21 protein-coding genes and 1 tRNA gene are annotated in these 21,069 nt (G+C 29.6%); 19 read left to right on the forward strand and 3 right to left on the reverse strand.

Annotation, left to right across the window (positions count from 1 at the left end; genetic code table 11):
• Positions 1–6: 6 nt before the first annotated feature.
• The 19 genes from AC4PG3_RS05050 to AC4PG3_RS05140 all read left to right on the forward strand — a co-directional run bounded on the left by AC4PG3_RS05050 (position 7) and on the right by AC4PG3_RS05140 (position 19,301).
• Positions 7–1,398, forward strand: coding sequence for an ISLre2 family transposase (locus AC4PG3_RS05050; RefSeq protein WP_492196315.1), 1,392 nt, complete (start codon positions 7–9; stop codon positions 1,396–1,398).
• A 79-nt stretch (positions 1,399–1,477) separates the two neighbouring features.
• Positions 1,478–1,900 carry a hypothetical protein gene (locus tag AC4PG3_RS05055; protein ID WP_492197977.1) on the forward strand — a complete coding sequence of 141 codons (423 nt, stop codon included), beginning with the start codon at positions 1,478–1,480 and terminating at the stop codon, positions 1,898–1,900.
• 34 nt (positions 1,901–1,934) lie between these two features.
• A tRNA-Arg gene (locus tag AC4PG3_RS05060) sits at positions 1,935–2,011 on the forward strand.
• Positions 2,012–2,301: 290 nt separating this feature from the next.
• Positions 2,302–3,507: a cation:proton antiporter gene (locus AC4PG3_RS05065; protein ID WP_492197978.1), complete on the forward strand. Its 1,206-nt coding sequence runs from the start codon at positions 2,302–2,304 to the stop codon at positions 3,505–3,507.
• Positions 3,508–3,645: 138 nt separating this feature from the next.
• Positions 3,646–4,821, forward strand: a complete 1,176-nt coding sequence (locus AC4PG3_RS05070; protein WP_492198198.1) for a cation:proton antiporter — start codon at positions 3,646–3,648, stop codon at positions 4,819–4,821.
• A gap of 34 nt (positions 4,822–4,855) precedes the next feature.
• Entirely contained in the window at positions 4,856–5,197 is a 342-nt protein-coding gene (locus AC4PG3_RS05075) for a P-II family nitrogen regulator (RefSeq protein WP_492197979.1), read from the forward strand.
• A 66-nt stretch (positions 5,198–5,263) separates the two neighbouring features.
• Positions 5,264–5,560, forward strand: coding sequence for a hypothetical protein (locus AC4PG3_RS05080; RefSeq protein ID WP_492197980.1), 297 nt, complete (start codon positions 5,264–5,266; stop codon positions 5,558–5,560).
• 85 nt (positions 5,561–5,645) lie between these two features.
• Entirely contained in the window at positions 5,646–7,427 is a 1,782-nt protein-coding gene (locus AC4PG3_RS05085; protein ID WP_492197981.1) for a sigma-54-dependent Fis family transcriptional regulator, read from the forward strand.
• A 178-nt stretch (positions 7,428–7,605) separates the two neighbouring features.
• Positions 7,606–8,910, forward strand: coding sequence for an L-cysteine desulfidase family protein (locus AC4PG3_RS05090; protein ID WP_492197982.1), 1,305 nt, complete (start codon positions 7,606–7,608; stop codon positions 8,908–8,910).
• Between the two features lie 12 nt (positions 8,911–8,922).
• Positions 8,923–9,675 (forward strand): L-2-amino-thiazoline-4-carboxylic acid hydrolase, encoded by a 753-nt coding sequence (locus AC4PG3_RS05095; RefSeq protein ID WP_492197983.1) that lies wholly within the window; start codon positions 8,923–8,925, stop codon positions 9,673–9,675.
• Between the two features lie 19 nt (positions 9,676–9,694).
• Entirely contained in the window at positions 9,695–10,957 is a 1,263-nt protein-coding gene (locus AC4PG3_RS05100) for an NRAMP family divalent metal transporter (RefSeq protein ID WP_492197984.1), read from the forward strand.
• A gap of 57 nt (positions 10,958–11,014) precedes the next feature.
• The gene (locus tag AC4PG3_RS05105) at positions 11,015–12,826 is read left to right on the forward strand and encodes an FAD-binding protein (protein ID WP_492197985.1); all 1,812 of its coding nucleotides are present in this window, start codon (positions 11,015–11,017) and stop codon (positions 12,824–12,826) included.
• Between the two features lie 18 nt (positions 12,827–12,844).
• A complete protein-coding gene (locus tag AC4PG3_RS05110; protein ID WP_492197986.1) occupies positions 12,845–13,162 on the forward strand; it encodes a 2Fe-2S iron-sulfur cluster-binding protein in 318 nt (105 codons plus the stop codon).
• A 16-nt stretch (positions 13,163–13,178) separates the two neighbouring features.
• Positions 13,179–14,345, forward strand: a complete 1,167-nt coding sequence (locus tag AC4PG3_RS05115) for an amidohydrolase (RefSeq protein ID WP_492197987.1) — start codon at positions 13,179–13,181, stop codon at positions 14,343–14,345.
• 774 nt (positions 14,346–15,119) lie between these two features.
• Complete coding sequence (gene proC / locus AC4PG3_RS05120; RefSeq protein ID WP_492197988.1) at positions 15,120–15,926, forward strand: pyrroline-5-carboxylate reductase; 807 nt, start codon at positions 15,120–15,122, stop codon at positions 15,924–15,926.
• Positions 15,927–16,027: 101 nt separating this feature from the next.
• The gene (locus AC4PG3_RS05125; protein ID WP_492197989.1) at positions 16,028–16,384 is read left to right on the forward strand and encodes a GntR family transcriptional regulator; all 357 of its coding nucleotides are present in this window, start codon (positions 16,028–16,030) and stop codon (positions 16,382–16,384) included.
• 3 nt (positions 16,385–16,387) lie between these two features.
• Entirely contained in the window at positions 16,388–17,083 is a 696-nt protein-coding gene (locus AC4PG3_RS05130; protein ID WP_492197990.1) for an ABC transporter ATP-binding protein, read from the forward strand.
• Between the two features lie 11 nt (positions 17,084–17,094).
• Positions 17,095–17,955 (forward strand): hypothetical protein, encoded by an 861-nt coding sequence (locus tag AC4PG3_RS05135; RefSeq protein ID WP_492197991.1) that lies wholly within the window; start codon positions 17,095–17,097, stop codon positions 17,953–17,955.
• 116 nt (positions 17,956–18,071) lie between these two features.
• On the forward strand, positions 18,072–19,301 hold the full coding sequence (locus AC4PG3_RS05140) for a M48 family metallopeptidase (protein WP_492197992.1): 1,230 nt from the start codon (positions 18,072–18,074) through the stop codon (positions 19,299–19,301).
• A gap of 18 nt (positions 19,302–19,319) precedes the next feature.
• Here AC4PG3_RS05140 and AC4PG3_RS05145 read toward each other — a convergent pair whose 3' ends face one another.
• The 3 genes from AC4PG3_RS05145 to AC4PG3_RS05155 form a co-directional block, all read right to left on the reverse strand.
• Positions 19,320–19,556 (reverse strand): hypothetical protein, encoded by a 237-nt coding sequence (locus tag AC4PG3_RS05145; RefSeq protein WP_492197993.1) that lies wholly within the window; start codon positions 19,554–19,556, stop codon positions 19,320–19,322.
• An 84-nt stretch (positions 19,557–19,640) separates the two neighbouring features.
• Positions 19,641–19,943, reverse strand: a complete 303-nt coding sequence (locus AC4PG3_RS05150; protein ID WP_492197994.1) for a CDIF630_02480 family spore surface protein — start codon at positions 19,941–19,943, stop codon at positions 19,641–19,643.
• Between the two features lie 83 nt (positions 19,944–20,026).
• Positions 20,027–20,944: a VanW family protein gene (locus AC4PG3_RS05155; protein ID WP_492197995.1), complete on the reverse strand. Its 918-nt coding sequence runs from the start codon at positions 20,942–20,944 to the stop codon at positions 20,027–20,029.
• Positions 20,945–21,069: the final 125 nt, after the last annotated feature.

Here is a 21,069-nt window from a genome sequence, read left to right on the forward strand (position 1 = left end):
GCTCTTATGAATACAATTATACAACAAATTGTAGAAAAAATCATTGAAAGTACAAATAAAAACTTAGAAATAGTATTAAAAGAAGGAAAAGGAATATCAGACTTTGCAATAAATATAAAAAATACACTAAATGAAGTAGGAGTAGATCTAGTTTCTGGGGCGTTAGAAGAAATAGATAAAAGGGTAAAAGAAGATATTAATAGAAAACAAGACTGGATTGTAAAAAGTAAAGATAATGTAAAAAGTTTAGGGACAATATTTGGAGAAGTTAAATACAAAAGGACATATTATGAAAATAAGAAAACAGGTGAATACAAATATTTATCAGATGAAATGCTAGGAATAAAAGCACATGATAAGATAGATACATTAATGAAATCAAAGCTTGTAGAAGAATCAATAGATTCCTCTTACAGAAAAAGTGGAATTCAAGCTAGTGACAATCTAGATATAACAGGTCAAACAGTAATGAATACAATTAGAGAACTTGATGTTGTAGAAAACAATGTAATTCCAATAAAGAAAAGAAATAATGAAATAAAGCTTTTATACATTGAAGCTGATGAAGATCATGTAGCTCTTCAAGTAGGTAAATGTATAGAACCAAAGCTTGTTTATGTTCATGAAGGAAGAGAAAAAGTAAGTAAAGATAGATACAGATTGATAAATAAGAGAGTATTTAGTGGAGTATATAAATCAAGTGAAGATCTATGGCTGGAAGTAGCTGATTACATAGATGAAGCTTATGATATGGATAAAATAGAAAAGATATATCTTTCAGGAGATGGTGCAAGCTGGATAAAACAAGGAGTAGGATGGATAAATAAGTCTGTATATGTATTAGATAGATTTCATTTATCCAAGTATGTAAAGAAAGCTACAGCTCATTTACCACATATAACACATCCCCTATGGAATTATATAAATAGATTAGAGATAGAAAATGTTAAAGAGCTTTTTAAAATAATATTAGAAGAAACAGAAACAGATACAAAGAAAGAATCAGTTAAAGATTCAAAGAGATATATTTTAAACAACTGGGAAGGGATTAAAAATCAGTATAACGATGATTATATAGGCTGCAGTGCAGAAGGTCACATAAGTCATATATTATCAGATAGACTAAGTTCTAGACCTCTTGGATGGTGTGAAGTTGGAGTCAATCAAATGTCAAGATTGAGGGCTTTTAAGGCTAACGGTGGAAATGTATATGAACTATTTAATCAGAGAAGAAAACAGCAGTTAAAAAAAGAAAGAATACTAAAATTAGAAAAGAGAAATATTAGTAAAAAAATAATATCTAAAACAGCAAATGAGGTTATTGGTAACATACCTCTATTAGCTGATGGTAGAAATACTGGCTTAAACACTATACTTAAGTCCTTTAGAGGAGCCTAAGTTTAATACATAAATATATGAAGATGCTTTTATTTATAAAACCCAAAGTAACTTGACACTATCTACTGTCATAGAAAGCGTGACAAAAACTCTAAAAGATGGTATAATGCTTGCTATAGGAATAGGACCTACTCTTATGTCAGTAGGAGTATTGGGACTTATAATTGCAGAGTTTACTCCAGTATTTGATATAGTTGGATATATATTCTATCCATTTACACTTTTGCTAAGGGTTCCAGAACCATTACTTGCAGCTAAGGCGAGTGCACTTAGTATAGCAGAGATGTTTTTACCTGCTTTACTTGTAACAGAAGCACCACTTATAACTAGATTTTTAATAGCAGTAATAAGTGTATCTGAAATATTATTTTTCTCGGCTTCTATACCTTGTATAATGGCTACAGAAATACCACTTACATTTAAAGACTATATAATTATTTGGGCAGAAAGAGTTATTATATCTATAATAATAACAGTCCCTATACTTTATTTAATATTTTAAAAGATGAGAGAGTATTTATACTCTCTCAAAACATGCACCCGTAGCTCAATTGGATAGAGCACCTGGCTTCGGACCAGGGTGTTGGGGGTTCGAATCCTCTCGGGTGTGCCAAATCAAGTTTTAATCTATGAATCTTACTGTTATCACAAGCTTCTCTAGAATTTTTCTATTCTATTATAATTTTATTTTTCTTTTTAATATATTGAAAAACCTTATATTTTTTATTCCAATAAACACTTTATTTATCTTTATTATATTTAGTGCTGTTATCTAAATAATTGTTTGTGTGGAAATACTGAAGTAATATATTTATTTTATATATAATATTACATAAACTTGATTATTACTTTAATATAGCCTATAATGATGTAGCATATAAAAACTTTGGAGGTATGATATATTTGGATTTGCTTTTTAAGCTAAGTGTTGTTATATTTGTAGGAATTTTAGGAGGTAGATTAGCAAACTTCTTTAGACTTCCCAGTGTTTCAGGCTATATAATAGGGGGGCTTCTAATAGGACCATCATTTATACATATAATTAGAGCAGGAGATGTATCTAATTTAAGTATTATAAATGAAATAGCTTTAGGAGCAATTGCTTTTAGTATAGGAAATGAATTTTTGCTAAAAGATATAAAAAAAATCGGTAAAAATGTTTTAATAATAACAATAGGAGAAGTACTAGGTGCAGTATTATTAGTGTTTTTAACTAGTTATTTTGTATTTAAACAAAGTTTTGAGTTTAGTTTAGTGATTGCAAGTATGTCTGCTGCCACAGCACCTGCAGGAATATTAATGGTAATAAGAGAATTAAGGGCAAAGGGACCTTTAGTAAATACTATATTACCAGTAGTAGCAATAGATGATGCTTTAGGAATTATGGTTTTTGGTGTATCACTATCTATTGCAAAACTTATGTCTGGAGTAGGGAGTTTTTCTATTTTTAAAATAATAGCAACTCCTCTAATAGAAATTGTTGGTTCCTTGTTATTGGGCTTTATATTAGGGTTCTTACTAAGTTACCTTGGATCAAGGGCTAAAGGTAGAGATGAACTATTATCTATGGCAGTAGGATTTATTTTTGCAGCGACTGGAATTGCAAACGTGTTAAACTTATCTCCTCTACTTACATGTATGATGATGGGTGGAGTTTTGGTAAACTTAATGAAAAAGTCTAATAGAGTATTTAATTTAGTCGCAGATATAACACCACCTATTTACTTGCTTTTCTTTACACTAGCTGGAGCCAGTTTAAATTTAGGGGTATTATCTAAAGTAGGACTTCTAGGAATTGGATATATAATAGCTCGAGGGGCTGGGAAAATTATTGGAGCAACTATAGGTGCTAAATATGTAAAGGCTGAAGAAAGTGTTGTAAAATATTTAGGTATGAGCTTATTGACGCAGGGAGGTATATCGATAGGTTTGTCTATGGTAGTAAGTAGAGAATTACCTCAATTTAGTGAATCAGTAATAACGGTAATATTATTTAGTGTATTAATCTATGAAGTCGTAGGTCCTATATTAGCTAAAATTGCAATTCAAAAATCAGGTGAAGAAGGTAAAGCATTAAAAAAGCCGGATTTAAAGGTGGAAAAAGCTTAATACTTGAAACCAAATAGAAACAATCTCTAATTAATAAATTAAAAAATATTTTTATTCTATACTTGAAGATTATACAAGTTAGCTGTATAATAGTATGGTTAAAGATATAAAATATTAATGGAGATGATTGTTTTGGATGTGCTTTTAAAAATTAGTATAATTATTTTTGTAGGACTTATAGGTGGAAGAGTTGCAAGTCTTTTTAAACTGCCGAATGTTTCGGGATATATAGTAGGGGGACTTTTAATAGGGCCTTCTTTACTAAACATTATAAAGGCAGGAGAAGCCCATCAATTAGGAATTATAAATGATATTGCTCTAGGAGCAATTGCATTTAGTATAGGAAATGAGTTTTTGATAAAAGAAATAAAAAAAGTTGGGAAAAATATTTTTATAATAACCTTAGCTCAAGTAATAGGTACTATGATTTTGGTTTTCTTTACTATGTATAGTTTATTTAAACAACCCTTTACCTTCAGTTTGGTTATATCAAGTATGGCAGCAGCTACAGCACCGGCAGGAGTACTATTAGTAATTAGAGAATTAAAGGCAAAGGGACCTTTGGTAAATACAATTTTACCTGTAGTAGCTATAGATGATGCACTAGGACTTATGGCTTTTGGTATCTCGCTTTCTATTGCTAAGATGATGATGGGGTCAGCAGATATATCATTTATTCAAATGATTTTAGCTCCTTTATTAGAAATCGTAGGATCCTTAGGTCTAGGTCTTATCTTAGGACTATTACTTAGTTTCATAGCTCCTAAGACTAAAAGCAGGGATGAGTTATTGTCTGTAGTAGTTGGATTTATAATACTTGGAAGTAGTTTGGCAAATATGTTACATCTATCATCATTACTTACAAATATGATGATAGGATCAGTAGTGGTAAATGTGGTACAGAAATCCAAAAGAATATTCGATTTAGTATCAGATATGACACCACCTATTTATTTAATGTTTTTTACACTTGCAGGTGCAGGTTTAGATATAAAGGCATTATCAAGTGTAGGTTTAATAGGAATAGCCTATATAATTGCAAGAGCCTTAGGAAAAGTAGTCGGCGCAGGTATTGGTGCTAAAATGGTAAAAGCGGAACCTAATGTAGTGAAGTATTTAGGTATGAGCTTACTTCCCTTAGGTGGGATATCAATAGGACTATCTATAATCGTTAGTAACGATCTTCCTCAATTTGGAGAGAGCATAGTTACAATTGTACTATTTAGTGTATTAGTATTTGAAATATTTGGACCTATATTTACTAAAATTGGGATAGTAAACTCAGGTGAGGAAAATGGAGCTTTGAAAAAATAGACTTAATACTATAAATATGGAAGGGTGAGTAAATATGATAAATGTATTATTTGTTGTACTAAACGATCCAGATTGTCTTGAGGATGTATTAGATAAGTTTGTAGAAATTGGTGTCAAAGGAGCGACTATATTAGATAGTCAAGGTATGGGTTCTGCAATTACTAATAGCGGACATGGTAAAGAACCTTTTTTTGGAGCAATAAGAGATTATATAAATAACTCTAGGCCTTATAATAAGACTATATTTACAGTAATCGAAGATGAAGAACTTTTAAAAACTACTATAAAAGCTACAAAAGAAATTTTAGGAGATATAAATAAACCAGGAGTAGGGATGATGTTTACTTTACCAGTTGGAAATATATATGGAATGTAGATTTTTTTCATAAAATTTATATAAGGAACATATTATCTAAGTAAAGATATATACAGGAGGGATAATATGTTTGATGATTTTATGAATATGGAGAGCTTAACTACATTTGCAGGACTTACTACGTCAGTAATACTTATTGTGCAGTTTACAAAGTCTATAGTTAAAAGGAGGTTTGGAGATGCCTCTGTTAGAATATATTCTTTTATAATTGCTCTTTTATTGATTTTTATATTTGCAAATAATGGTACTAATCCAAAAGAGATAATAATAACGATTATAAACGCTATAATGGTTACAATAGCGAGCATGGGTGGGTATGAATTAATAGCAGACCCTAGGGCTCAAAAGACAATGAGAAAATAGGAGCATATGCTCCTATTTTTTCATTTATTATGATACTATATACATAGATAAACTAAATAAAGATTTAAATTAGAGGGTGATTATTTTGTCTTATTTAAGACTTATTCAAACAAAGATACAAAGTTTATCAGAAACAGTAGCTCAAGCTCTAAATGTAGAGGTAGCAGTGGCAGATAAAAATTTAACCAGAATAATAGGTACAGGAGATTTTTATGGGAAAATTGATGAGGCTTGCTCAGAAGACTCTTTGTTTGCCAGGGTTTTAAAATATGGAGAGCCCATAATTAATTTAGAGACAAATAAACATTGTATTGGATGTTCAAATCAAAAAAACTGTAGAGAGTCTGCAAATATATCCTATCCCATAAAAGAAAAAGATGAAGTAATAGGAGTTTTAAGTTTTGCTTCATTTGATGTAGAACAAGCTGATATCATGAGATTTAAAAAAGATGAATATTTTAATATGTTGAAAGAAACCGCAAGTATTATAGAACAAGAAATAGACAATATCCATATTATTAATGAGTTAAAAAGAGATATAACTGAGGTAAGTGAAATAATAAATTGTCTAAATAAAGGGATTATGATTTTAAACTCTAGGAAAGAAATAATCCATATAAATAGTACTGCTTTAGAAATATTAAATATAAATATATCAGAAGAAAAGATAATAGAAAGAAATATAAAAGACTTTATAGAGGGTATAAATCTTCAAGAGACTGCAAATATTGATACAGTAGGATGCTGGAATATAAAAGGTGAGAAGGTAAGAGTAATCTATAATATAAATAAAATAAAAATAGGTGAAAAAGAGTTTTCACTTATGATAAGCTTTGAATTTATAAGAGATATAATAAACTTAGCAAAGACATATGTAAATAAAGAAAAAATTTATTTTGAAAATATAATAGGGAATAGCAAGTCTTTTTTAAAAGCCATAAACAAATCAAAAATTGCTGCGTTTACTGATTCTACTATACTTATTCAAGGAGATAGTGGTACAGGAAAAGAATTGTTTGCAAGATCTATACACAACGAAAGTACCAGAAAGAAGGGGCCTTTTGTAGCAATAAACTGTGCCAGCATGCCAGAGAATTTGATTGAGTCTGAACTATTTGGCTATGAGAAGGGAGCTTTTACAGGAGCAAATGCTAATGGAAAGAAGGGGCTAATAGAATTGGCAAATAACGGAACAATTTTTTTAGATGAAATAGGGGATTTACCTATTTATATGCAAACTAAATTATTGAGAGTACTACAAGAAAGAAGTATTCAAAGATTAGGGGGAGAAAAGCCTATAGATATAAATATAAGAGTTATATCTGCAACCAATAAAGATTTAAAAGCAATGGTATCAAATGGAGAATTTAGATTAGATCTTTTTTATAGATTAAATGTAATTCCTATAAATTTACCTCCTCTAAGAGAACGAGAAGATGATGTATTTTTGTGTGCAAAACATATCATAAAAAAGCTTTGCTATATGATGAATAGAGAAGAAAAACGGTTATCTAAAGAAGTAGAAGATATATTTAATAAATACTCTTGGCCAGGCAATATTAGAGAACTTGAAAATGTGCTTGAGCATGGAATATGTTTTTCTAATAATGAATATATACAACCAAAAGATTTGCCGGATTATATTATGGAGGGAATTGATTTAAATAGTTCCAAAGATATAATTCCTAAAATCAATTTAGAAGATAATAAAACTTTAGAAGATTTAAAACTTGAATATGAAAAAGATATTATAAAACAACTTCTATTAGAGTTTGGAGATACTGTAGAAGGAAAAAAAATAGTTGCTAAAAAGTTAAACATAGGTCTAACTACTTTATATAGAAAAATAAATACTTATTATAGTTGATTTTCGATTTCCGAAAATGGATTTTCATACATGAAAAACATGGAACTTGTTCTATGTTTCTTTTTTTGCCAGAATTAATACAAACCTCTTAATATACCCTTATTTTATTTTAAAATAATAATTTAAATTTTGGCATGATATTTGCTATAGATAATATATAGAAAGAGAGGAGATAAATATGGATGCGATGGCAATGAAAAAAAATGAACTCGAAGAAAAATTACTTAAAAGCCTTATAAACGGAGTAAAGCCAGCTTTAGGTTGTACTGAACCAGTTGCAGTAGGATTAGCTACATCGAAGGCTTATGAAGAAGTAAAGGGAGAAGTAAAAAATATAAAAGTTGATGTAAGTGCAAATATTTTCAAAAATGGTATGGGAGTAGGAATCCCTGGTACAAAAGAAATAGGTTTAGTATTTGCAGCAGCCCTAGGAGTTACATGTGGAGATCCTTCATTAGGATTAGAAGTATTTAGAAATGTAGATAAAAATACAATAGATAAAGCTCAAGAGCTAATAGATAAAAATTTAGTAGAAGTTAATTTAGAGACAGAAAAAGGTAATTTTTATATAGAGGCTGAAGTTGTTACAGAAAAAGGTACAGGTATATGTATAATAAAAGATAGCCATACAAATATTGTATATGTAGAATCTGATGGTAATGTTTTATTTGAAAAAGAGACTAAACAAAAGCAAGATGCATTTAGTAATGAGTATCTAAAAGATATAACTCTAAGTGATATTAGAAATTTTGTAGAGAATATATCTTTTGATGATATCAAGTTTTTACTTGAAGGTGTCAAATTAAACATGGACATGGCTGAAGTAGGATTAAAAGAAAAGTCAGGACCAGGTTTAGGAGCAGCAATGAATTTATTAATGGATGAAGGGGTGATGCAAAAAGATATTATAAATAGAGCTAGAGTTTATACATCTGCAGCTTGTGATGCTAGGATGGCAGGAGTAAATATGCCAGTTATGAGCAGTGCAGGAAGTGGAAACCATGGTATTACAGCTATAATTCCTCCCACTATAATATGTGAACATTTAGATTGCGGAGATGAAAAATTAGCCAGAACACTTGCATTTAGTCATCTGACTACCGCTTATATTAAGATATTCACAGGAGGACTATCTCCAGTATGTGGTTGTGCTGTAGCAGCAGGGATAGGAGCGTCAGCTTCAATTACATGGGCACTGGGAGGAACAGATGAACAAATAACAGGGGCAATTAAAAACATGGTAGGAACACTTGCAGGAATGGTTTGTGATGGAGCTAAAGGTGGTTGTGCATTTAAATTATCTACGGCAGCTTCAGAGGCGATCATTCAGGCGAAACTTGCGATGAACAATGTAATAATAGGAGAGCTAGATGGTATAGTAAGTCCAGATGCTGAAAATACTATCAAAAATTTAGGACATTTTTGCAGCGCGGGAATGGAGCCAGCAGACAGAGAAATATTAAAAATTATGATAAACAAATAAGGGGAGAGATAAATGAAAAAAGAACTAGTTAGATCCAAACTATCGGCGAAAGAGCATTCAGTACTTTTTGCATTTATAGTAAAAAATGCTTTGGATATCATAGGAAGAGAAGTGGAAGAAGCCATAGAAAATGGTGTAATAAAATATGGAGAGCAAAGAGGAAGAAGAATGGCTGGAAGAGTTTTAAAAGATGGGGAAGATCTAAGTGCTTTAAACTATCTAGTATATGGTGAGTGGATCCCGTATGAAGCATCTGAAATGGATATTAAATTTCCAAATTTAGATCCTGAATTAAATATGGTGGCACATAAATGCTCCTGGTATGACTGCTGGAATGAGAGGGATATGTTAGAAGAAGGTAAGTATTATTGTAAACATGTAGATTCAGCTCTAGCTAGAGGTTTTAGGGAAGATTTAAATTTAGACTTAATAGCTAATCGAACAGAAGGTTCAGAGAAATGTAACTTTTATTTTAGAGAAGAAAAATTAAATAAAGAAGACTTTGAAGAAATAAATAGAAGAAAGAAGATATTAAATGGTTTAGCAGTAAAACCTTGGGACTATCATATTGCACATATTTTTAATGCCATGCAAGATAGTTTGATAAAATATCATGGACAATTAGGAAAAAAAGTAATAGATACAAGCTTAAAAGATTATAAAAAAGAATTTGGTAAAGAAACTTTAGAAATATTAATGGAATTTAAGGATGTTGACTTCGAATCTATAGAAGATTACGAAGGTAATAAAAATAGGTTCCAATGACTACTTAGGAGGAAGAATAATGAAAAATGATGACAAAACAATTGTAAGAGAATTTAATATGCCTGAGGGAAGTATATTTAAAAAATTAGCCTATATTATGTCATTTCTTGGGGCTGGTTCAGTATTAATGTCAGCGGTAATGGGACCAGGAACATTAGCCTCAGTAGCAACTGCGGGAGCAGATTTTGGATATAGTTTGCTGTGGATTATAGTTTTAAGTGGTATAATGTCAGGATTTGTAGCCTATGTAGGTGGAAAAGTAGCAGCGGTAAAAAAGGTAAATGTGTTCGAGTTTATTTCCCAAGAAATAAACCCAATATTTGCCAAAGGCTTATTGACTATAGTATTAGCTACATGGTATATGGTAATATTTTCTCAAGGTGTGGCAATGTTGGATTTAGTTAAATACATTTCAGGACTAGATGGGACAGCAGCGCTAATAATATTTGCATTAATAGTAATATTAGCAGGATATGTCTTTACAAAAGGTAAAAACAATACAATCAAGTTAGCATCGGCAATGGTAACAATTACAGCGGTATTATACTTAGTTAATCTCATATATGTGAAGCCTGATGTTAGTTCAGTAGCTTCGGGATTAGTTCCTAATCTTCCTACAACTGCTAGTGCAATGGTAATAGCTGCAATTATTGGAGGATCATCACCAGGAACATCAGCATTGTGGTATTCATTTAGTGTTAAAGATAGTAAATTTACAAGTCCAAAAAATTTAAAATATATAGCATGGGATCAAATTTATTTCACATTAACATTTACTATATTTAGCATAGGTGCATATCTATCAGCTGCAGAAGTACTTCACCCAGCAGGAGTTGAAGTATCATCAGCACTAGATGCGGCAAAAAGTTTAGAGCCTATAGCAGGTTCATTTGCTAAGTGGGTATTTTCAGTAGGATTCTTCGGAGCACTATTTACAACTATTGGTGGTATGAGTACTATAGGTTCATATGGTATAACAAGTTTATTGAACTTAGGAGAAAGCTTAGACGATAAAAAAGTTAAAAATATAGTTTGGATAGGAATTTTTGTAGTATTGCTAGGAGGATTGTCAGCTGGGGCAGCTATGAAAATTTTAGTAAACTTCATAGGATTACTAAATTTAGGTGGATTTATTATAATATTAACTTTAACTTATTATACAAGTAGTAAAAAGTATTTTGGTGAGTATAGAAATAAGTGGTATACAACATTGATGTGTATAGTTATAACATTATTTAACTTTTACTCAGTAATAACTTATATCAAAAGATTTTTAGGATAAGATATCAATAATATAGAGAGGCCTTGGCTTCTCTATATTATATAAGGAGGTTTATTAATGATAAGTAGGATTGTAGAAGTAGATGTTTTATCAGTAGGAGGTTCTGGAGCAGGAGTTATGTCTGCTATATCAGCAAAAAGAGCTGGCGCTGAAAAGGTTATGGTGGTATCAAAAGGGAAAATAGGACAAAGTGGAAATGCTATAATGGCTGGGGGAGGTTTCTCAATAGACGGAGAAAGTGCATATAATGTATTAGAAATAAAAAATGCTGATCCAAATTTTACAAAGGATATACTTTTTGAGAATATAATTAAGGAGTCATATTTCATAAGTGATCAGAATTTAGTGCAACAATATGTAGACGATAGTCCTAAAGTAGTAAAAGAACTACTAGAATGGGGAGAAAAAGCGAATCAAAAATTCTTATTTTCACCACCATCAACTTGGATATCAGCAGGAATTTCATGGACTAAATCATTAAGACAAGGATTAAGAGAGGAAACAGGCATAGATATAATGGAAGATGTAATGGTTGTAGAATTATTAGTATCTTCTAATAAGGTGGTAGGTGCTATAGGAGTAAATATTTATACTGGTGAGATTATACAGTTTAATGCTAAAACTGTAATATTAGGCACTGGAGGCTTTCAACCTTGCTCCTTAAAGAATACTGTAACAGATATGACAGGAGATGGAATAGGGATGGCCTATAGAGTGGGGGCACAAATATCCGATATGGAATTTCTTTTAGCGTTTGCAACAGCACTTTATCCAAGCGAGGTTAAAGGATCCATTTATCCATTTGTTATGGAGTTCAATATGAAGGATATAGATTATATAGTATTAGATAAAGATGAAAATGAAATAGAGATACCAGATGATATAGTGCAAATATCAAGAAGGAAAAAATTAAGTAAGCTAACAAGTATGTATTATTGGGGACAAGCTATAGAAGATGGCTTAGGAACAAAAGAAAATGGAGTTTATTTGGATTACAGTGGAAATGATAAACAAAAGTTAGAAAACTCTATAAATAATTTCTTTGAAAGATTCTCTAAATGGCATAAGTATGGATATTATAAAGGGGAATCTATGGAAAAAGTAAAAGAAAAGATGCTTTCAGATGGGAAGATAGAAGTGGGATTAGGATATGAATATAGCATGGGAGGAATTGTAGTTAATGAAGATATGGAGACTACAGTTGAAGGATTATATGCAGCGGGAGAAGTAACTAGTGGTGTGTTTGGAGCTAATAGAGTAAGAGATGGATTAACAGAAATGTTATGTCAAGGGTATAGAGCGGGAATAAATGCTGCAGAATATAGCAAAAAATCTCAAAATGTTAGTTTAGATACATCAGATATAGAAAGACAAGTTGGATATATAATGAAACCATTTTCTGGAGATGGAAATATAAGTTCTATAGAAATTCATGATGAGATTGAGAAAATCTGTGATCAAGGATTTGGCATGATAAGAGATGAAAGCAAATTACAGAATGCACTTGATAAATTAGAAATAATAAAAAGAGATAAATTTCCAAATATAAAATTGAGTAGCAACAGTAGAGCATATAATTATGAATGGATTGATTATCTACAAGTTCAAAATTTAATGATTTGTGCAGAGATAGGAATTAAATCAGCATTAATGAGAAAAGAAAGTAGAGGATGTCACATAAGACAAGATTATCCTAAAGTAGATAACGAAAACTATATGCATAAAATAATTAGTGAGAAAGATGGAGATAAAATGAAATTATGGATTAGAAAACCAATAGTTACTAAAATTCCTTTACCTACTAAAAATAATAATAATATAATGTCCTATTTACTTGATAAAGATATAAATTATAATACAAAATATTAATTAATGAGGAGCGTGTTTATGAATATTCAGATTTATAGATATGATAGCACTGAAAATAAAGATGCTTATTATGATGAGTTTGAGATAGAAATGCCTAAGGACAAAAATATTACGATTATGGATTTATTAGATCATATTACATTAGAAATAGATCCAACAATAAGTTACTACAAACATAGTGTATGTAATCATGGTATTTGTGGGAGATGTCTTTTATTAGTAAATGGTAGGCCAAAGTTGTCATGTACATGTATTGCAAATGGCTATGATAAAATAAAATTAGATCCTATGAAAAATAGAAAAGTTATTAAAGATTTAGTTACAGAATCTTTATAAAATAGGAGGAATTTTTATGAAGGGAATAAAACAGAGTGTTTTAAATATTGAAGATTATATTATTGAATTAAGAAGATACTTTCACATGTATCCAGAATTAAGCTGGCAAGAAGTAAATACATCTAAAAAGATAAAGGAAGAATTGGATAACATGAATATCCCATATAAAGTGGTAGAGGATACGGGGATAATAGCTACCATTAATGGAATGGGAGCAGGCAAAACAATAGGGCTAAGAGCAGATATGGATGCATTAGCTATCGCTGAAGGAAATGACATATCTTATTGTTCTACAAATCAAGGTATAATGCATGCTTGTGGTCATGATGGACATATTGCTATGCTTTTAGGAGCAGCTAAAATATTGCAAGAAAAAAGCAATGAGCTTTCAGGCAAAGTAATATTGTTATTTCAACCAGCTGAGGAAGTTATAGAAGGTGCAAAAACATTTTTAAAGAGCAGAGAATTAGAAGAAATAGATAAAATATTTTCTATCCATTTATGGTCAGATCTAGCTAGTGGAAAGATATCATTGGAACCAGGGGCAAGAATGGCTTCTGCAGATAAATTTAAAATAACTGTAGAAGGGAAATCTGGGCATGGATCAGCTCCTCATCAAGGAGTAGATGCTCTAGTAATATCGTCATCAATAGTAATGAATCTACAATTAATTATAAGTAGAATGACGAGTCCTTTAGAGCCAGTGGTTCTAAGTATAGGAAAAATAGAATCTGGTGAAAATTATAATATAATAGCAAGAAATGCAGTTTTAGAAGGTACAGTCAGAACATTTAATAATTCTGTAAGAAAAGATATAGAATATAGTATAGAAAAAGTTGCAAGAGGAGTAGCAGATAGTTTTGGTGCAAAGGTAAAAGTAGAATATATTCACGGGACTTCTCCAGTTATCAATAGTGAAGAGGCATCAAAAGTAGCATCTATAGCAGCAGAAAAAGCTATGGGAAAAGACGCAATAGTAAAAATGGAAAAAGTTATGGGTGGAGAAGATTTTGCTTTATTATTAGAAGAATATGGTGGTGCATTGCTCTTTGTTGGAACTAGAAATGAGGAAGTAGGCTCCCATCATCCACATCATAATCAAAGATTTAATATTGATGAGAGTACATTAAAATATGGTGTAGAAGTTTTCGTTAGAATAGTAGATGAATATTTGAGTAATTAAGAGAATATAGAAACTTGTGCTTTAGAGATAGAGTTACTAGCTTAGATAAATAGTAAAATAATCTTCGTATGAAAATCCTCCATGTAAAGGTAAACTTAACTTAACCAGGAGGATTTTGTTGTGAGAAGAAAAAAATTAGATAGGAAAATATTAACACAATTGCATTAATAGAAGAAGTTGATTAACAAAACAGTTAAAGTTATTAAAGATGTACTAAAGATTTAACCTTAAACTTAATAGTATATATATTGATAGTAGAATTACATTATTATTTAGATTATAAATATGATGAAAACTACGGTAAAAAAATTTGATACCAAAATTCAAATAAATAAGTTGTATTTAGATTTATTTGTGAATTTATACAATTGAGAAATAATAAGATATATCAAAAAGGCCAGCATCAAAAAATACAATGGAAGCCTTCAGGTCAAGTATGGTCATATAAAGTGAAATCCTATATAAAGATATTAAAAGACAACAAAACATTTGAAAGTATTTCTAAAAAAACTCATTAGATATTGCTCAAATGGAGAAATTATAATTATAAAGAGGATATATATTTATTGGATATGTTAAAATAAATAAGACAAATATATTCGTATATAAATTTAAATGTAGTGAGGATGATAACTTTAATATTTAAAATAGATATACTAGAAAATATAGCTAGCGACTTAATGAATGAATAACTATTGTTGAACTTTAGATATTTTATTGATACAATTTTTATTAAAGTTTGCAAAAAGTTTAATAAACAAAGGAGAGGTGTAGATGAAAAAAAATATAGGATTTATAGGCTGTGGTAATATGGCTCAGGCTATGATAAATGGAATTATAAAGTCCAGATTAGTAGAGTCTGAAAATGTAATTGCATCTGCAAATACTAAGGCTACTTTAGATAAAGTAAAAGAAAAATATAATATTACAATTACTTTAGAAAATAAAGAAGTTGCAAAAGAATCAGATTTTATAATATTGGCAATAAAACCTTATATGTATGAAAAAATTTTAAATGAGATAAAAGATAATATTAAAAAAGATGCAGTAGTAATATCTATAGGAGCAGGGATAAGTTTAGATTTTCTAAAAAATAGTTTAAACGAAGGCACAAAATATATAAAGACTATGCCAAATACGCCTGCTATGGTAGGTGAAGGTATGAGTGCTCTATCTCCTGGAGAGAATTTGGAAGAATCAGATATAGAAGGTGTCATGAAAATATTTAATAGCTTTGGAAAAACAGAAATAATAGAAGAAAATTTAATGGATGGATTTACAGCTCTATGCGGGTCATCACCTGCATATATATATATGATTATAGAGGCTATGGCAGATGCAGGAGTGCTAGAAGGAATTCCTAGGGATAAAGCTTATACCATGGCGGCCCAAGCTGTATTAGGTGGAGCTAAGATGGTCTTAGATACTGGATTGCATCCAGGGAGATTAAAAGATAATGTTTGCTCACCAGGTGGAACTACAATAGAAGCAGTAACCAATTTAGAAGCTAACGGCCTTAGAAATACTATGATTCAAGCTGTAAGAGCATGTGCAAATAAGAGTAGGGAAATGGGGAAATAAAATAAGCCGAAAGGCTTATTTTTTTATATTAAAATCCTTGACAGACATAGGATGATAGTGTACTATGTAATTAATACAACGATACAAACGGAGGTGTTAAAATGAATTTTGATAATAACTTGCCTATTTATATTCAAATTATGAATTATATAAAGAGACAGATAGTTATAGGGGAGTTGAGGGAGGGAGAAAAATTGGAGTCTGTTAGAGAAATGGCTACTAAGTTAAAAGTAAATCCAAATACTATTCAAAGAAGTTATGGAGAATTAGAAAGAGAAGATTTAGTCTTTACCCAAAGAGGAATGGGAACTTTTGTTACAGAAGATAAAAAGAAGATAGATAGTCTAAAAAATGATATGGCAAATACTTATGTTGATAGCTTTATACAAGACATGAAGTCTATAGGGTATGGTAAGAGAGAAATTATAGATTTGATAGAAGATAAAGAGGAGGCTTAATAGATGGAAAATATAATAGAAATCAAAGGATTATCAAAGTACTACTTAAGAAATAAAGCTTTAAATAATCTAGATTTAAATATTAAAAAGGGTAAAGTTGTAGGAATACTAGGACCAAATGGTAGTGGAAAGACTACATTAATAAAAATAATGACAGGTATCTTAAGGCAGACTAAGGGTGAAGTGCTAATAGATGGAAAAAATCCAGGAGTCTATACAAAATCCATAGTGTCATATTTACCAGATAGAAATTTTTTATATAAATGGATGGATATAAGTGAGGCTATAGGGTTTTACAAGGATTTTTATAAAGATTTTGATGAAGAAAAATCTCTTGAATTACTAGATTTTATGAAATTAAATAAAGATATGAAATTGTCCTCTTTATCCAAAGGAATGATGGAAAAATTAAATCTTCTTTTAGTTTTATCTAGAAGAGCAAAGGTTTATATATTAGACGAGCCTATAGCAGGGGTAGATCCTGTAGCTAGAGATCAAATTTTAGATGCAATTATTAAAAATTATAATGAAGATAGTACAATGATTATAACTACTCATTTGGTTAGAGATATGGAAAATATCTTTGAAGATGTTATATTTCTAAAGGATGGTATAGTAGAATTAGAAGGAAATGCTGAGGTTTTAAGGGAAGAAAAGAAGATGCAAATAGATGAATTATATAAAGAAATATTTGGGTAGGAGGATTAAATATGAGAAAATATATGAAATATGAAATTAAAGGAACTTATAAATTTGTACTAGGGATTTTGGCAATAATTCTCCTAGCATCTACAATAATACAATTTAATATATCTAAAGATATGAATTCCATGGTTATTGGAGAAAGTATGAAAGGCTTTGGAATCACAAGATTCCTATTAATAATATCACCATTTATAATATTTGGAGCATTTTTAACTTTATTCTTTTATATAATAGGGTCATTTAGAAAAGAATTATATGAAGATAGGGGATATCTTACATTTACTCTACCACTTAGTGGGAATCAAATCCTAGGAAGTAAGTTAGTTGTAGCACTACTTTGGTTTATTATAATAGGGATCTCAATACTTTTATACAATCTATTACTTGGAGTAATTTTATTTAGAGGTGATCTAGAATTTGTATTAAAAGAAATAACTCGAATCATAAATAGTGGAATTATAAATAGTGGAATGATAAGTGCAAGTATAATGGGTTTATTATCATCTGTAATGACTCTAATCTTAATTTATTTTTCAATTGCAATAAGTAAGATAAGTATAAAAAATAAAAAAATAGGAAGTCTATGGTTTATCTTGTTTTTAATTGTTGCTGGCTTAGTAAACTACTTTAATTTGAAAATGGTAAATGCTTTACCATATTATATAAACTTAGCAAATTTTGATATTGCCAGTTTACATGAGCTTAGTATTATGTCCCATATAAATGAGAATATAAATTCAGGAATTGTATTTGGTACTAATTATAATGCATATATAAATATGGCAAGTATTTTATTTCAACTGGTAATATCTATATTAGCATTTTTATCTACAGGATATTTAATAGAAAAGCGAATAGAATTATAATGGGATAAGAGATCTGGTGTCTTGTCTCGCCCTTGTAAATATCACTTTTTTGTAATAAAACTATATTTTTATAATAAATATAATAATAGAACATAATTTAATAAGAAGGTGATATATTGGACAGGAGATTGAAGCTTGTTATAATAGTAATTTTTTTAGCTTTGTTTATATTTATAGGATTTATGTTTTTAAGTGAATATAGGAACATGGAAAAGCTGAGAACCGATTATCCTGACCTTCCAGAAATAAGCTATCAATATCGTAAAGATAGTTTAAATATTTGGGCTATTAGATTGGTCTTGAGTTTTTTGATTCCCCTATTGTTTTTAACTACAGGTCTATCTCAAAAGATAAGCTTATTTGCAAGTAGAGGAAGAGGGCTTATTTTATCAGGAATAGTTTATGGATTTATTTTTTTAGGATTGATGTTTTTAATTAATCTACCTTTAAACTATTATTCTTCTTTTTTTCTAAGACATAAATATGGTCTTACTGATCAAAGTCTTTTGAGATGGTTAGAACTAAGTCTTAAAGGATTTTTAATAAATAATCTACCTATTATTTTACTTATATGGATACCTTATTCAATTATCTATAGTAGCCCTAAAACTTGGTGGTTACAAATTGGATTGCTTATTATTCCTATTATAATATTTGTAGTATTTATATCTCCATTTGTAATAGACCCAATCTTAAATGATTATATGTCCATAGAAGATAAAGAATTAGAGATGGAAATAAATAAACTTTTTGAGAAAGCTGATATAAAGGACGCAAAGATATATGTAGTAGATAAAAGTAAAGATACGAAAACTATGAATGCCTATATGACAGGTATTTATAAATCCAAGCGGATAGTCCTTTGGGATACTACTATAAATAATTTAGATAGAGATGAAGTGCTAAGTATTACTGCTCATGAAATAGGTCATTATGTAAAGGGACACATTTGGAAGAATATTTTATTTGGCAGTGTAGGAAGTATTTTAATCCTTTTCTTAATATATATAGGTAGCAATTGGATACTTTATAGATCCTATGGAAGATTTGGATTTAAAAATATATTTAATTATGCTTCCCTACCCTTATTTATTTTTTTACTTAATTTATATAATTTCGTTGGAAGTCCAATTTCAAATTATGTAACTAGAGCTAAAGAAGTAGAAGCAGATAGATATGAGATAAATTTAACCCATGATAGGGAATCGGCTGTAAGTGCTATGGAAAAATTATATGAAACAAGTTTAGGAATTCCAAGACCTTCTAAACTATATAAGCTATGGTATCACACACATCCCACATTAGAAGAGCGAGTAAACTTTTACAGAAATGAACCCTTTGACTAGTCAAAGGGTTTTAAAATACTAATTATATTTACTTACTAGACTATCTAATAGCTCAGAGGTAAGTGAATTTACATTTTCTATATTTTTATTTAAATCATCTATTTTTTTAGCTAATTCTTTATCTTTAACTTGGGCCAAGTCATTAGAATTAATTAACATAGATAAGCTATTTGTATACTCCATACTTGAAAGATTATTTTTTTCTAAGTTTTTAACTTGATTTATCATTTCACCCATTGCATTTTTATTTTTCATGTATCTCATCCTCTCAAAGATTATGTTATTATTATGAGAAGATTAGCAATAAATATCCAAATAAAATGTAGTCCTTTAAAAGGACTACATTTTATTTTCATCATCTACCCAATCTTTAGCTTCTACAACTGCATCATAAGTTGGTATAGCTACTTTGGAATCGGGTATTTTACATTGAGTTTTATAATATACATCTGTTGCAGTATTTTCTAATTTAGGGTCATTTTTCCTTTTTTGATCTACACCTTCATTGATAGGAATGCCATTTTTACCAATTTTAGAGTAATTTTTGACTCTTTCATAATTCTCTAAATCATCAGAAGGATTACAAGTCATATCTACATGATCATCGTGATAATTGTTGAAATTCTTTTTATTTTTATCCATTTATAATACCTCCTTAAGGATAATTTTTTCTATACAATATTCATACCCAATTAATTTTAAATTAATACATAAATCTATTTAGATTAGTTTATCTCAATTAATTCAGGGAGTGGTGAGTAATTACTTATACTCATCTCACGCTCATAGCTGGAACCATCTTTATTTTTTACTGTTATAGAAGATTTTACCCATGCGCCATTTAAACCTTTAATTAAAGTATTCATTTCACCTTGTTTTAAATCTTCATTTTTAATATATTTTATAGAAGGCTGTTTTAAATCTTTTATTTCATGATTCCAGGTAATTTCTGGTGGTCTATATTTACCATAAAATCCAATATATAGTCTATTGTCTATTAATTTAGACCATATAAGTATATTTGATTCACTAGTATTTTTAAATTTAAAGTCTTTTATTCCATAAGATACAGTGGCATCTTGGCCATAGGGAACATAATTAATAGGCATAGAATGACTATGTCTTTCTACTATTTCTAAATTAGAGAAAACAGCTAAATTGTATAATGTAGTTGCAATTTTACAAACCCCACCTCCAGTTGTCATAACAATATTCCCTCCAATATAGGATGCACCTTTTTTAAATCCTTGTTTTTCACTATAAGGACCTAGTACTTTATTTTGTGAAAAAGTTTTACCAGGTTTAATTGTTTCTCCTTTAATCATTTTACTTGCAAGGTCTACATTGAAGGATTCTCCAGGAAGTGGATTGTTTAAAACTGCACAGTATGCAGATATTAAATAGGGAGTATCGTATTTGTTTTTTGCCTTCAAGAAATCTTTATCATTTTTCCAAGGAAGATTTTCTACTTTTCCAGATATATCAGGAATATCATAATTTTTATTTATATTATCCATCAATATTTCTATATTACTATAATTGACCCTTTCTTTTTTAGGTATTAAATTTTCAAATATAGATGGAATATATATTGTATTTAAGGATATACTCACTGCCAACAGTAGAGAAATAGGATTTTTCAAAACTTTACCTCCAATAATCTTATAATGAATAGGAAAATTATCTCTTTTCCTACTTTATAATTTGGTGTTTTTCTTATTATTGTTCTTATTTTCTTCTTTTTAAAATATATTATTCATAATACATA

This window comes from Tissierella sp. QWL-11, from assembly GCF_058683765.1.

Bases quoted from the DNA above. Each gene is read 5' to 3' on its own strand.
- AC4PG3_RS05130 (WP_492197990.1), top strand. From the start codon at position 16,388: ATGGAAAATATAATAGAAATCAAAGGATTATCAAAGTACTACTTAAGA.
- AC4PG3_RS05090 (WP_492197982.1), top strand. From the start codon at position 7,606: ATGGATGCGATGGCAATGAAAAAAAATGAACTCGAAGAAAAATTACTT.
- proC (WP_492197988.1), top strand. From the start codon at position 15,120: ATGAAAAAAAATATAGGATTTATAGGCTGTGGTAATATGGCTCAGGCT.
- AC4PG3_RS05150 (WP_492197994.1), bottom strand. From the start codon at position 19,943: ATGGATAAAAATAAAAAGAATTTCAACAATTATCACGATGATCATGTA.
- AC4PG3_RS05110 (WP_492197986.1), top strand. From the start codon at position 12,845: ATGAATATTCAGATTTATAGATATGATAGCACTGAAAATAAAGATGCT.
- AC4PG3_RS05100 (WP_492197984.1), top strand. From the start codon at position 9,695: ATGAAAAATGATGACAAAACAATTGTAAGAGAATTTAATATGCCTGAG.
- AC4PG3_RS05115 (WP_492197987.1), top strand. From the start codon at position 13,179: ATGAAGGGAATAAAACAGAGTGTTTTAAATATTGAAGATTATATTATT.
- AC4PG3_RS05125 (WP_492197989.1), top strand. From the start codon at position 16,028: ATGAATTTTGATAATAACTTGCCTATTTATATTCAAATTATGAATTAT.
- AC4PG3_RS05105 (WP_492197985.1), top strand. From the start codon at position 11,015: ATGATAAGTAGGATTGTAGAAGTAGATGTTTTATCAGTAGGAGGTTCT.
- AC4PG3_RS05050 (WP_492196315.1), top strand. From the start codon at position 7: ATGAATACAATTATACAACAAATTGTAGAAAAAATCATTGAAAGTACA.
- AC4PG3_RS05135 (WP_492197991.1), top strand. From the start codon at position 17,095: ATGAGAAAATATATGAAATATGAAATTAAAGGAACTTATAAATTTGTA.
- AC4PG3_RS05075 (WP_492197979.1), top strand. From the start codon at position 4,856: ATGATAAATGTATTATTTGTTGTACTAAACGATCCAGATTGTCTTGAG.
- AC4PG3_RS05095 (WP_492197983.1), top strand. From the start codon at position 8,923: ATGAAAAAAGAACTAGTTAGATCCAAACTATCGGCGAAAGAGCATTCA.
- AC4PG3_RS05080 (WP_492197980.1), top strand. From the start codon at position 5,264: ATGTTTGATGATTTTATGAATATGGAGAGCTTAACTACATTTGCAGGA.
- AC4PG3_RS05145 (WP_492197993.1), bottom strand. From the start codon at position 19,556: ATGAAAAATAAAAATGCAATGGGTGAAATGATAAATCAAGTTAAAAAC.